This is a genomic window from Adhaeribacter pallidiroseus, assembly GCF_003340495.1.
Lineage (GTDB): Bacteria > Bacteroidota > Bacteroidia > Cytophagales > Hymenobacteraceae > Adhaeribacter > Adhaeribacter pallidiroseus.
Genome location: NZ_QASA01000001.1, coordinates 5,149,334 through 5,162,478 on the forward strand (window position 1 = coordinate 5,149,334; position 13,145 = coordinate 5,162,478).

Annotated in this window: 7 protein-coding genes and 1 pseudogene; 1 reads left to right on the forward strand and 7 read right to left on the reverse strand. The window is 43.7% G+C overall.

What is annotated here, in order from left to right; all coding sequences use genetic code 11:
- Window positions 1-618: 618 nt before the first annotated feature.
- The 4 genes from AHMF7616_RS20505 to AHMF7616_RS20520 all read right to left on the reverse strand — a co-directional run bounded on the left by AHMF7616_RS20505 (window position 619) and on the right by AHMF7616_RS20520 (window position 4,138).
- Complete coding sequence (locus AHMF7616_RS20505; RefSeq protein ID WP_115374585.1) at window positions 619-2,067, reverse strand: S41 family peptidase; 1,449 nt, start codon at window positions 2,065-2,067, stop codon at window positions 619-621.
- Window positions 2,068-2,278: 211 nt separating this feature from the next.
- Window positions 2,279-2,533, reverse strand: coding sequence for a hypothetical protein (locus tag AHMF7616_RS20510; protein WP_233507678.1), 255 nt, complete (start codon window positions 2,531-2,533; stop codon window positions 2,279-2,281).
- Entirely contained in the window at window positions 2,517-2,759 is a 243-nt protein-coding gene (locus AHMF7616_RS20515; RefSeq protein WP_115374586.1) for a DUF433 domain-containing protein, read from the reverse strand. Before AHMF7616_RS20515 ends, AHMF7616_RS20510 begins: the two co-directional genes overlap by 17 nt.
- A gap of 290 nt (window positions 2,760-3,049) precedes the next feature.
- A complete protein-coding gene (locus AHMF7616_RS20520) occupies window positions 3,050-4,138 on the reverse strand; it encodes a gluzincin family metallopeptidase (protein WP_115374587.1) in 1,089 nt (362 codons plus the stop codon).
- Window positions 4,139-4,410: 272 nt separating this feature from the next.
- Between AHMF7616_RS20520 and AHMF7616_RS20525 the strand changes: the two genes are divergently transcribed.
- Window positions 4,411-6,054: an ABC-F family ATP-binding cassette domain-containing protein gene (locus tag AHMF7616_RS20525; RefSeq protein ID WP_115374588.1), complete on the forward strand. Its 1,644-nt coding sequence runs from the start codon at window positions 4,411-4,413 to the stop codon at window positions 6,052-6,054.
- A gap of 72 nt (window positions 6,055-6,126) precedes the next feature.
- Here the strand turns inward: AHMF7616_RS20525 and AHMF7616_RS20530 are convergent.
- From AHMF7616_RS20530 to AHMF7616_RS20540, 3 genes and pseudogenes are all read right to left on the reverse strand, one after another.
- Window positions 6,127-7,005: pseudogene (locus tag AHMF7616_RS20530) on the reverse strand (IS982 family transposase).
- 157 nt (window positions 7,006-7,162) lie between these two features.
- Entirely contained in the window at window positions 7,163-12,406 is a 5,244-nt protein-coding gene (locus tag AHMF7616_RS20535; RefSeq protein ID WP_115374589.1) for a carboxypeptidase-like regulatory domain-containing protein, read from the reverse strand.
- The gene (locus AHMF7616_RS20540) at window positions 12,346-12,996 is read right to left on the reverse strand and encodes a hypothetical protein (RefSeq protein WP_115374590.1); all 651 of its coding nucleotides are present in this window, start codon (window positions 12,994-12,996) and stop codon (window positions 12,346-12,348) included. The genes AHMF7616_RS20535 and AHMF7616_RS20540 overlap by 61 nt, the downstream gene beginning before the upstream one ends.
- Window positions 12,997-13,145: the final 149 nt, after the last annotated feature.

A 13,145-nucleotide genomic window follows, 5' to 3' on the forward strand; every position in this document is an offset into this window, starting at 1 on the left:
TCCGGCAGCTGCTAGGAGTAAACTCTAATAAAAGTGCCAAACCTACAATTTACTAATGTACAGATATTTAACAAGAGAATACCACATCCATTGTCCGGTTTTGGTACATTTTTTTGTCCGGTTATGTAACAAGATTAGGGGTTGTTTTAGCCCATACCGGCAGCACTCTAAGCTATTACGGACAATGCGCCGGTGCCCTTGCTAACAAAGACGACAGAAGCGTGCATACATTACAGACTTTAGTAGAAAAAGCGAAAAATTAACTGAACCTGAACGGGTAGGCTGACGGGATCATTTAAAATTTAACATTAGCAGATAGTCAGGCTAACCTTTTATTCCTAAAAGCATCATTCAGGCAGTTTGTTCAATAATCCGGGCCATTCTTCCATACGCAATTGTAGATTATGGTTACTAAAACCGGCCGCAGTAATTTATGGCGCCTTTTCAAGGAGCCAGGCAAGCCTCGTTTGGCTTTTCTTAACGATGGTGCGGATTTACTTCCGGGCCTTGCCAAATAAAACAAGAAAGCGGCAGCTAGTAAAAGCCAGGCAGTTGCCGCTTTTGCCAGTTCGATAAAGCACCACGATAAATCAAAATTCTCATTCAAAAAGCAATAGCTTATTGTTTTTCTATGATTTCTACAATTTTTCTTACTGCTTCTTTATGTCCGCCGAAAATATTTTCTTTCGTAAATACGGACATTTTAATATCAGGCTCTACTCCCGAAACTTCATAGTATTTACCATTGGGCAGGATTAATCTTTGATTAGATAAAGTACAATAAAAACGGCCAATAGACTTACCCAACATGCCTGACAAGATTCCTAAAGTATTCGTACCCACCAGTTTTACGTGGGCGTTTGCTTTCATGGTCATCGCAAAAACTTCGGCCTGGCTTCTGCTAATATCGGTCATTAAAATATAAACGGGTTTCGTAAAAATTACTTTGTCGGCCGGTTGAATGTATACTTTTGCTTCGTCATGAAACGCTTCGTTCTGGTAAACCTGGCTGGTATAGGCTAATTTACGTTTATCGGTAAAATAACTCGCCAACGTTAAGCTCGCCGCATCGTAGCCGCCAAAGTTAAAGCTCACATCCAGAATAATGGCTTTTTTCTCTTGGCATGCCTGAATGATATGATCCAGATAGTAGTTAAGCGAATCTATTTGCTGCTTTCGGGAATAACCTTTAGGAGCAAAACCGTCGAACGAGTAGATGCTGATATAGCCAATGTTGTTGTTCAGACTACCCCATTCTAATTTGCCATTCGCCACTTTATACCCTTTGCCATGCAGCAAACTGTCCGAAATATTTTTATAATTGGTATTAAAAAACAAATTGAAGTAGTCATTTAAATTTTTAACATCCGATTGGCTTTTAAAAACCGCCGCTACAATCTCCGCGGATGGGGTCATGCCGTATTGCAACGTTTGCCCATTCTCTTTGATAACTTTGGTATGCTGGTCTTTGGTACGGGTAACAATTTGCCCCAATAATTCAAATAATTCCTCTTCGGTGGTACTATCCGAAATTTTACTTGCATATTCCGTTTTGATCGCGTTCCAATCTAAATTTCTTTCTTGGCTGAAAGCATAGTTTTCCTGGTAAGTTTGAATAAAAAGATTGAATAATTGCTTGGCCCCTAAGTTTTGCATTTGGGAGAAGCTCAAGTGGTTTTCCGGTAACCGGTCTATTTTGATATAGTCCCGCTTTATTTGTAATGCCGTGGATTTAGCTCCAAAATCAGCGCCGTAAATGCTAAGGGTATCGTTATGCAAGACGAAGCGGGCATTACTATTCAAAAGTCCTTCGAGGTAATCGTTCTTTTCTTTGTAGCAGAAATTCTTGGTATAACTGTACAGGAGAATACTATCCGAGGTGGCATCTAACATATACCCGTTCCCGATGGATTGCCAGTAGCCTCTAATAATGGGGTTAACAGTACCATTTTCTCTTAAAAAAGAATCCGGCGGCGCTATGGCTTTATTAGGTCCTGGGTTTGTTACCGCACACCTACTAAACAGTATTATACTTACCGCAATAACAAACAAAACCAATACTTTCATTTTATCTTTCTGGTTGTAGGCAATTAGTTGGTGCAGATTATGCGATAGTCTCTATGCGGTTGCCGATAACGTTTTAGCATAAGAGAATACTGCAGTGGCGCAAGGATTTAGTATATACTATGTTGGACATAGATTTCTTTTTATTCACTAATAACTGCCGATCCAGAAATTAGCTCTTTATTGAGGATCTCTTTAATTCTAGGCACAAGTATTACATAAAGTCAAATAAGTATTGTTTGCTGCGTGAAGCACTAAAACTAGGATAGCGGTATTTTTTAAAGTTCTGTTGGTACTGTAAATTCTTGTCAAAGGTGAATAAAGCGTCAAAGTTTCCTGCCATTAACAACTTTATTAATTCTCCGTTTTGATTTCCATTCCAGCCTTTGTCGCTAACTGTATAAATTTCATGTTCCGGAAAGTCGAGTTCAAGCCGCTTTGGTAAGTTTTTGTCAAGCAGCAGCTTCATATAACTTTCCTATATTCTTAGAAGTCATTATTTTTTCGGCAATTCCTAAAACATTAATTGCTTGTTCTTTACTTACGGAAGGAAAATCTTCTAAAAATTCGTTTAAAGAAACTCCTTTTTCTAAATGCAGGAATAGTGTCTCAATTGTAACTCTGGTTCCTTTGAAAACAGGTTGCCCGCTCAAGATATCTTGGTCAATGCTGATGTAGTCTTTGATATCTATCATAATGTTAAATATACAACTTTTACAAGATATGATAGTTCTTTAGCTTGCGTTCAACAAGTATGTATTCGGCATATTACGCATGTTTAATACCCGTTAGCTGGATTATGTAATGGGAAAGTTGTTGCTGTCAGTGTTGGATTCAAATTATTGTAGCCTCACCCCAATACTAATGTAGAATAGAATTGGCATTGCTCAAAACGTGTGCTATTACCAGCATTGCCGCAACATAGTGTTAGCGGCTCCATTTCCATAACAAAAAAGTATTTCATCTATTACGAACTATAAGCTATTTACTTTTTTGTCAAATGGTAATGCCTTGTTAAGAAGTTAAAAAAATCCTTATCAAATTGTTTGGGTGAAATACCTAAAGAGGCCTGAATTTTTCCACCCGTACGAATTAATTTCAAAACAGCATCCCATCCCCATGTACTAACTATATACTCTGTGATATAGTATCCTAACTCGTAGCTTTTGCCATAGTCTTGTTTTTCTTCGATTTCCATGATTGAAGGGTAATTACCGTTTATTAGATAATTCAGCTGGTCTGGAGTAATCCATTTACAACAGCCTTTATAGATGGCAACGCCTTCCCAGAGCCATACAGGTGGTTGCTGCTGACCAGGTCTTATTTGGAGTGTTAACAAATGAACATATTCATGCACTAGTGCGCCCGTAGAAAGGCTATCTGGTTGGCCGGTTACTTGCTCAATACTAACTCTTATTTCCTGATAGTCCTTTACACTCCTGATACTCCCGCTTTGCCAAGCTGGTGCTAAAGGGGTATTCATGGCATTATGATACACCTCTAAAGTTGAGTACAGCCACACTGAGATTTTAGGCATATTCGCTACTCCAAATTCCTTTATTAGCCTACTATAAGCGGATTCCAGAGCATTGATCATCTTGAACACTTTTACAGAATCCTTTAGATCGTAGTGATATGCGAACGCCTTTGTTTCGTATTTACCCGTTAATGACTTGTCTGTATCCACAGCATACGGGTCTAATTTATCGTTACGAGTGGCCGTTAGGTTAGTAGCAAAATCTCTTTTGGGCCGGTTTATTTGAAGAGCCTTTACCTTGTCAGCTCCTAATGAAAAACTAACGCTATAATCTTTTAGCTTCATTCCCGAAGGGTTTTCTTCAGCTTTGAAACCGAATCTGTGATCGCTCAATTCAGAAAGTTCATAATCAGGCTCTCCAGGCACCACCAAAATCAGCTTATGGTGCTCATTTTGATACACCCGTAAGAGCATATCAGGAATCTCTTTTACCTCATAGTAACCTACATACTGGCTCAGTTGATCCACCTTTTGACTTAGAGCGGGTGTGCAGCTTAGATATAGGATAATAAGATAAATCGAGACAAAACTTTTCATATGTTACTTATAAGTTATCGGGTGTTGACAGTAACTGCCGCTAACTTTTAAATATACGAAAGTTCTGTCGTGCTTTGTGTGTTCATTTAAACTATTCTTATTTTTGTTTGTATTATAGGATGCCGATAAATACAAAACTTTTCAATCATATCCATTTTTATCTCTAATTTGTCGAAAGGGCTCCGGATTTTTTCGAGCATAAGATTACTTGCAGGAGAACAACGCAAGAAAGTGAAAATACTAGTATCTTTGCGGCCTTATTAGATTATATCATGATTTCAGTAGATTCGGTTAGTGTAGAGTTTAACGGGGCGGCTCTTTTTAGCAACGTGGGTTTTAATATCAACGAAACCGACCGCATCGCCCTGATGGGGAAGAACGGCGCGGGAAAATCGACCTTGCTCAAAATTATTGCCGGCGTTAGTAAACCTACCCGGGGCAAAGTATCGGCGCCGAAAGATGCCGTAATTGCTTATTTACCGCAGCATTTACTCATCGAAGACGACGCAACGGTGTTCGAAGAAGCCTCCAAAGCGTTTGGGAAAATCTTGGCTATGAAAACCGAAATGGACGAGCTGAATGCTCAACTGGAAGTACGCACCGATTACGAATCGGAAGAATACTACGCTATTATTGAAAAAGTATCGGAGCTCAGCGAAAAATATTATTCCGTCGAAGAAATTAACTTTGATGCCGAAGTAGAAATAACGCTCAAGGGTCTGGGCTTTTCCCGGGAAGATTTTTCGCGGTCGACGCGGGAGTTCAGCGGGGGCTGGCGCATGCGCATTGAGCTGGCCAAAATATTGTTGCAGCAACCCGACCTGATCTTGCTCGATGAACCAACCAACCACCTGGATATTGAATCGATTCAGTGGCTTGAAGAATTTCTGGTAAATAATGCCAAGGCGGTAATCGTTATTTCGCACGATAAAACTTTTGTGGATAATATTACCAACCGTACCATTGAGGTAACCATGGGCCGCATTTACGATTACAAAGTAAATTACAGCCAGTATTTGCAATTACGGCAAGAGCGGCGCGAGCAACAGCAGCGCCAGTTCGAAGACCAGCAAAAAGAAATTGCCGAAATTCAGGGTTTTATCGACCGTTTTAAAGGCACTTATTCCAAAACCCTGCAGGTGCAATCGCGGGTAAAAATGCTGGAGAAAATAGAATTGATTGAGGTAGACGAAGTAGACACCTCGCATTTAAATTTAAAATTTCCGCCGGCGCCGCGTTCCGGTAATTACCCCGTAATCGTGGATCACTTAACTAAGAAATACGGCGACCACACCGTTTTTCAGGATGCGTCGCTTACCATTGAGCGGGGCCAGAAAATAGCTTTTGTGGGCAAGAACGGCGAAGGGAAATCGACGCTGGTAAAAGCCATTATGGGCGAAATAGATTACGAGGGTAAACTGCAACTAGGTCACAATTCTTTAATTGGCTATTTTGCCCAGAACCAGGCCGCCTTGCTCGACGGCGAACTCACCGTTTTCCAAACCATCGACCAGATTGCCGTGGGCGACGTGCGCACCAACATTAAAAATATTCTGGGCGCTTTTATGTTCAGCGGCGATACCATCGAGAAAAAAGTAAAAGTGTTGTCGGGCGGCGAGAAAACCCGTTTGGCGATGATTAAGTTATTGTTGCAACCAGTTAATTTGTTAATTCTGGATGAGCCAACGAACCACCTGGATATTAAAACCAAGGATATTCTGAAAGACGCGCTGAAAGCCTTCGACGGCACTTTAATTCTGGTGTCGCACGACCGCGATTTTCTGGATGGACTGGCGACCAAAGTATTTGAGTTCGGGAACAAACGCATTAAAGAGCACTTCGAAGATATTAATGGTTTCCTGCGCAACAAGAAAATGGAAAACTTGCGCGAGATAGAACGAACTGCGAAAAAGTAAAGGGTTTGCTGGTTCAACTGTTTCCGGACTAGCTGGAGATATACTATTATATAACGTGCGTTCGACGTAAGGTTAAGCTATTAATTTAGCTTGTTGCTGCGTGAATTTAAGTTTCGGTTTTTGGGGTAAAAAGGAATAAGCTACCAATCCGGAGAGCAGGTTAACCAGCCAGTTGTTTTTACTTCTATGCCGGGTATGTTGAATCTGGCAGGTGTTCTTCAAAAAATCATTTACTGACTCGATCAAAGCCCTTTTTCGGAGCATGAGTTGATCAAACAGGGGCCGGAACGGCTGTTCCATGTTCTTGCGAAGTTTAGTGATCAGGTCCACGCCTTTGTCTTTTAAGCGTTCTTTCAAACTGTGACTAATATAACCTTTGTCGGCAAAGAGGCGGCCCCACAGGTTTTTGGTAAGCAGTTCCACTGGCTTTCGATCATCGGTATTGCCTGTAGTCAGGCAAAAGGAGATGATCTCTCCTTGATGATTGATGATCAGGTGCAGTTTGAAGCCAAAGAACCAACCAGTGGAAGTTTTCCCTCTTTGTGCCCTTCCCGCAAAGACCTGGTGCTGATAGATGCGGGGATTGGCACAAACGGCTAAGGCGGTGGAGTCGATAAATGCCACGCCTTGGCTCTGCTTCACCTTATGTCGGCTCATAAATAAAGCAAGCGGCACACTGCAGGCTTGCATGAGTTCTACAAAGCGGTTGTAAGATACCAAATGTGGAAAATAGGAGCGATAGCTGCGCAGCACTTGTCTATGATAATAATCTTTAAAGGTGCGGTAACGCGACAAGTGAAACATAATCACAATGGTCATCACCTCACTCAAGCACAGGCGGCAAGCCTTTCTTCTTTGTCTGCTAGGATCAGCTAGCAAAATTTTCTCTCATTCTCCTTGAAACTGTTTCCAGAAATCGTGAACTTCACAAAAAATCTTGATGATTTTCATGGCTTTTTAGGTGTAAGGTTGGCTTCCACCTCTTTTTACTTAAAAAGCCTTGTTTTTTGTTCCATCCTTATGTCGAACTCACGTTATATTACACTTATTCCTATCATAGGTTATAAAGTGAAATCTGATAAAAGCCGCAATCTTTTAATCACGATTACTACTTTACCTGCACTTGCTTTATTCTGTTTCTGCCGAAAAATGTGGGGAAGTACATCAGCTCGGCTTTGGCCGGGTTAAGGGTATAAGTACCCGTATAGCGCGGTAAAAGTTGAATCGTGAAAGTATATTTTCCTTTCGGCAATTGCGCGCAGAAGATGCTTACTTTATGGCGATGGTACTGCCGGTGTTCTTCGTAAGCGCTTTTTTCCGTTTTGGATTCGTAAGAACAGCCCGCCGGAATAGGCACTTCCAGCATTACGTAATCGGCATCCGCTTTTACTTCTACCTCTACCCGCATTTCTGCGGGCTTACCGGCCGTTAGGGTAGCCTTATCTTTTGCTTTATTTAAAAAAGTAGTAAGTATAAAATCTTTGCTTACGGGCTCCGGCGCTTGGTTCCAGGTAATTTGGTAGGCGGTGAAGTAGAGCGGCAGTTTTCCTTGCTTTTTAACGGTTACGGGTTGGGTTAAAATAAACGTGGTATCCAGGTGGGATTCCTGCATTGCCAAATTAATGCCTCCCGAAAAGCTTAGACCCGCATTTAACCGGCCTGATTGAGCGCTTCCTTTTGGGAGCAAATCGGGCAATAAAGTTTCTAAAATTTTGGCGGATTCGTAGGTATTGCGCCAATGACCGGCCCTTCGTTCGCTTAATAAGTAGGCCCGAATTTTAGTCAGTTCCCGCTCGTGGTTGCCGGCGGTTTTTAGTATTTCGTAGGCCAGTAAAGTATTGGTAATGTTATTGTCGAAAAGGCTGTACTTGGCTTTACCCCAATACATACTGCCCAGCATGGTTTGCTGCTGGTACTTTTGGAGGGTATCTAAAGGAGCCGGGAGTTGCAGTTTTTGTTGCAGGCGCGTTAAACGGAGTTGTTCTTCCAGAGTAGGCTTTTTCTTTTTTTGGAGTTCCTGTACGTAACGGTTATAGTCTACTTTGGCTTGTAGCTGGTGCAAGGTTTCCAGAGAGGTAAGCTTATTTAGGCCAGGGGCTTTTTCCAGTTGATCCACCAGGTAGTCGGTTAATTTTTGCTCCTGGTATTTTACCGGGTACTTCGCGTTTTTCGCCATTACCAAGGCTTCCAGCACGTGCGCGGTAATCCAGGAATAAGCCGGCCCGTTTTGCCACCAAGTCCAGGGACCGGTACTCAGTTGTGTTTTTTCTAAGTGGCGGATTAATCTCCGCACCATCCGGTCGTGTTCAAAGGGCTGCCCTAGGTGTGCCCGGATTTGTTTCTCCAGGAGCAATCCTTTTAACTTAGAGGCTGCTTGTTCGCTGCACCAGTACTCGTAGTGGTGCAAATAGTCAATTTCTTCCAGCAGGACGGGTAATACATGACTTTGAGCGGATAATCTTACCGGACCTTTCGCGGGATCAAGGTTTAAAGTAAAAGTAGTATCGGCAGAAAGTGGTAGAAACCAACCTGTTTTTTCTTCTACGCCTCGGGCATACACGGGAATGTACCGTTTCTCGCCATCGGTAAAACCAGATGGCTGTTGCAGGCTATACTGCACTTCTAACGAATCCGCGCCATGAGCCGGCGCTGTAATTTGCAGCGTGTCGGTAAAGCTTTTTTGCAGTAATTTTTTAAATTTTTTGCCCGGCACCCCACCCACCTGGTATTGGGTAGTAACCAGAACAGAATCCGGCAAATAATTTAAGGCTTTCCCCAGTACGGTAGTTCTATCGCCTTCAACCAGGAAACGCGGCACGTGCAAGGTAGCCATCATGGCTTTAAATGAATTAATTGAAGTGCTGTAAATACCGCTGCGCTTTTTCGCATCCATGCCGATGACGTAGGCGTTCCATTGGGTTATATCGTCAGGGAAAGTAGTTTTAAAATGGACTTCGCCTTTTTTGTCGGTAACCAGGCGTGGCTGCCAGAAAGCATAATCTGAAAAATTACTCCGGATAGCGTTGATTGGCTGTAATTCCTGTTCGGTTGGGTTCCCTGCCGTTGTGCCTTTTTTAGTGGTAATTAAAATAACACCAGCGGTGCCAACCGATCCGTATAAACCCATGGCTTCGGTACTGCTCAGGATTTTTTTAGATACTATATTTTTAATATCAGCTTCGGCACCACTGTAAGGCACTCCGTCTACTAACAAAAGCGGCCGGGCATTTTCTGCTTTCACGGTGGCCGCTCCCCGGATAAGAATACCCGCAGCCCTACCCTGCAGTTGCGTAGCTACTGCCCCGGTTAACACCTTTCTTTCTTGAAAGCTATAACCAATTACTACTACTTCTTGTAACGCCTTGGCATCCGTATTCAGTTTGGCATTAATTTCATCCCGTCCGTGAATGTTTACTTCCGCGGTTACATAACCGATAAAGCTAAACGTTAAGGTACCGTTTGCCGGCACGTATATCTCGTAACGGCCATTATAGTTGGTGGTAGTGCCCGTGGTAGTACCTTTTAAAACTACGGTTACTCCGGGCAAGCCTTCGCCGCTGGCGTTATCCTGCACGACTCCCGTAACCAGGTGGTTATAGTGCGCTGATCCGTTGGAAAGGCTATAAGTAATTTCATGTGCTGTTTGTAGTTGTAATTGCCGATCTTCGGCTTTGGTTTGAGTTGTTTTTTTAAATTTTTCGATTTTTTCCGCCACTAGTTGTAACAGGTACTTACTTTGGGCAGAAGAAGCTACCTGCGTTTTTTTAAAGTGTACCTGCGTTTGTCCGTTTGGTTTTACGTTTACCTGAGCGGTAAGAAAATCTCCTTTGGTTAAGGCCAGCGTTAGAACATACGCCGCTGGTTCGAGATTAAACAATAGCGAGTTATTTGCTGCATAAACCCGCAGCGAATCGGGATAATTTACTTTGTGGAGCAGTACTAGTTTTACGTCTTGTTTCATAGCGGACTCCAGGGTCCAGCCTAATTTACCGGTGTTCTTCTTTCCGGCATGATAACCATTAGTAGTGTAAATTTTTTGCAGGAATCGCTCGTACTGGGCCGCTTCCCAGCTTTCTTCAATTCGGCGCGGGGTAAGCGCTTCCTGGTACAACAACTCCGGTTTACGTTCCCCCTTATTCCAAATGGGCAGCATTATTTTTTCCCGGGGTAATTTGTATTCCTGCATTTTTAGTAATTGCGGCGCGAAGTAATATTGGTAGCCGGCTTCCAGCTCAAAATTGGTAGTAAAGTGGTGCAGCCGCACGTACTGCATCCAGAGCGGGCGAAAAGGACCGGCCAAAAGTGTTTCGCGGCCACCAGCAGGATAGTACGCTATTTTATCTGTATTGCGCGTGAGTAAATGAATCCGGTTGCCTTGTTTTAAATAAGCCAGGGTATCGCTGCTTTTATGATTTACCCAAAATAAATATTGGCTAAGCCTGTTCTGTTCGTAACCAGATAAACTGCTTTTTTGCGCTACCTGGGTCAGCAGCGGATTAGGGGTGGTGATGTCGGCGCTGAGAATAAGCTTATGCTGGTGCTTTAGGTATACCTTGTCCAGGGTAATCAGCTTATCCGAGGTGCGCAGTTTAATAGTATGGAAACCACTATCGGCCGCAAAGGAATAGGCGGGTAGCACATCGGTTTGCGAGAAATAAACCGGCACTTCATCCAGGTATACGATGTGCACCGGCACTACCCGCCCCGAATCCACGACAAAGGGGGAAACCTGGGTAATGCTGTCGCGGGGAACACTGTATTCGGTAAACAATCCTTTTTCCGGGTAAAGAAATTGATAGTAGGCCATGCTGTCCAGGCCCAGGCGGTAACGCCAGTAATTCCAATCGAGTAGTTTTTGGTCACTCTGGCTGATTTCTTCTTTCGTTAACCGGCGGTATGGCTTTTGTTTTTTGTACCGGTCCCAGGAAGGAATGGTCGGGATGTTCGGTTCTTTAAACTTTGCGGTAATGGCGTAGGCGGTAACATCTACGCCCGAAGCAGGTTTACCGGCGGCATTTTTTACCTGAACCGTTAAATTAGTAGCCTGGCCCGGGTAAATTACCGAGGGTGCCTCCAGATTTAACGACAAAAGGTGTTTCGCCAGGGGGATGGCTTCCTCTAATTGCTGCATTTCGCCGGCCCACAAATACCGGACGGCTACAAAGTAAGGTTTTCCGCCGGGAGCGGGCCGTTGCAGGAAAAAATGGGCTTCTTTTCCCTGCCCACGGGCTGCCAGTTTTTCGCCCCGATAAACAAAGTACCAATACGGAAGCCGCCGGGGATTCTGGAGCTTAAAAAACACCGAATCGTTTACCCGGGAAGTATGCAGGCTTACTAACGCCTCAGTTTCCGATAAATCCAGGTCAGCCCTTAAGCTGCTATCCACCACCACCTCGTAACTGGCCGCAAACGCATTTAGAGGCAGGCGCGCGGGTAATTGCAGCGGTATAGCCGTTATTTCGTCATCATCCGGATTGTAGGCAATTAACCGGGCAGTTTTTGATTTTTCTGCCCCGGCTAGCTGGTATTGTACCAGCAAGCTATCCTGCAGCAGCGAAATTTTTAAATTTTCGTTGGTATGCTCGTAAGTGGCGTTTCTGGCTAAAGTGCTAAGCTCGTTGTTAGCGGTCCGGAAAGTAGCGGTTACGGTATAATCCAGGGATGCCCGAGGAAAAATTTTGTCCGGAATAAGGATAGTGGTTTCGCCTACGGCCTCTAATGGCTGCTGGTGCACCCACAACGTATCCGGTATAAATACTTCCGGCTCCTGCGTTTGCTTTACCTGGCCGGTTACAATGGTAATTTCCACCTGGGCATCGAGCAAGTTTAAACCATTGGCATTGGTACCCCGTGCGATTAAACTATTCATCCGGCCGGCCGGGTGCTTGTCGTATTTCAGGTCAAGGGTATACTTGTTTTCCTGCAGCTCATAATCTTCGTATTTAAAAGTGTTGCTACTATATTTCTTCTTGGACCTACCTTTTTTTAAAAAAGCCAGGGTATAAGCCCGGTCTAGTTCCAGGTTTAAACTATCCGTTAACACAAAAGAGCCGGCGTAGGCTCCGGGCCGGTAAGGTTTTACTTCTCCTAGAATCTTAGCTGGTTTCTCGTAATTACTTACTTGCAGGATTGCTTTTTTCCTGATCGGCTGCCCAGCTTTATTTGTTACAAAAGCTTTGTACCGGACCGTATCACCCGGCTGGTACATGGGCTTATTGGTAACCAGATACCCTTTGTAAGGCGAGGCAGGCTCCCGGCGGTACTGGCTGTCGAACAAAGCAAATACGCTTCTTACCCAGCCCTCCGGATAATGCCCCGGATAGAACGATAAACCCGGTAAGCCGGGCGCCACATGTACCTAAACGGGGGCAGGTAAATTACTTTGGTTATTCTATTACGCGTCTGCCCGTAATCTTCTTCTTTACCGAGCTTTTCAAAAAAGGTAAATCCGTGCCGGGTAACGGTAAGTAAACCCTCTTTAGGAGCTTGTTTTAGCCGGTAGGTTTGGGTGAGCGGATCAAATAAAATTTTTTTAGCATTCAGGCGCACATCGGCATCCGGAATATTGGTACCCAGACTATCGTGCACCAATACGGCGAAAGCTGGTTTTACGGGTAATATTTTGGTGGCTACCGCGGAGTAGGTGTGCAGCGTATAAGTTAAATCGGGGCCTTTGGTATACAGAAAAAGATAATGCCCCTGCGGCAACGTTTTATTGAAACCCTGATCAACGGTAAAAGAATCCACGAGGGTATGCAGGTAAGCGGTATTTACTACCCGGGGGCTGCGCTTATAAATAGCCGCCGCTTCTTTACCCGTAACCTGGTAAACGTAGGTAAAGTAACTGCGGATTTTAGATTTGGCCAGGGGGCCGGCGGTTTGAGCCCAACCCGTTGAAATTACGGTAAGGGTGAAAAACAGAAAAAATAATTTTTTGAACATAGAATAACTCCCAAAACACTAAATATACAAATTTATATATTAATAATAATACATATCTGAAATTGCAGTTGATCGCCTATTTATTCCCGGCGGGCCTTTGCACAACCTAGGGTATAAATGCTTTTATTGAGGGCGGGTACGGCCGTATA

Bases quoted from the DNA above. Each gene is read 5' to 3' on its own strand.
- AHMF7616_RS20505 (WP_115374585.1), bottom strand. From the start codon at position 2,067: ATGAAAGTATTGGTTTTGTTTGTTATTGCGGTAAGTATAATACTGTTT.
- AHMF7616_RS20510 (WP_233507678.1), bottom strand. From the start codon at position 2,533: ATGAAGCTGCTGCTTGACAAAAACTTACCAAAGCGGCTTGAACTCGAC.
- AHMF7616_RS20515 (WP_115374586.1), bottom strand. From the start codon at position 2,759: ATGATAGATATCAAAGACTACATCAGCATTGACCAAGATATCTTGAGC.
- AHMF7616_RS20520 (WP_115374587.1), bottom strand. From the start codon at position 4,138: ATGAAAAGTTTTGTCTCGATTTATCTTATTATCCTATATCTAAGCTGC.
- AHMF7616_RS20525 (WP_115374588.1), top strand. From the start codon at position 4,411: ATGATTTCAGTAGATTCGGTTAGTGTAGAGTTTAACGGGGCGGCTCTT.
- AHMF7616_RS20540 (WP_115374590.1), bottom strand. From the start codon at position 12,996: ATGTTCAAAAAATTATTTTTTCTGTTTTTCACCCTTACCGTAATTTCA.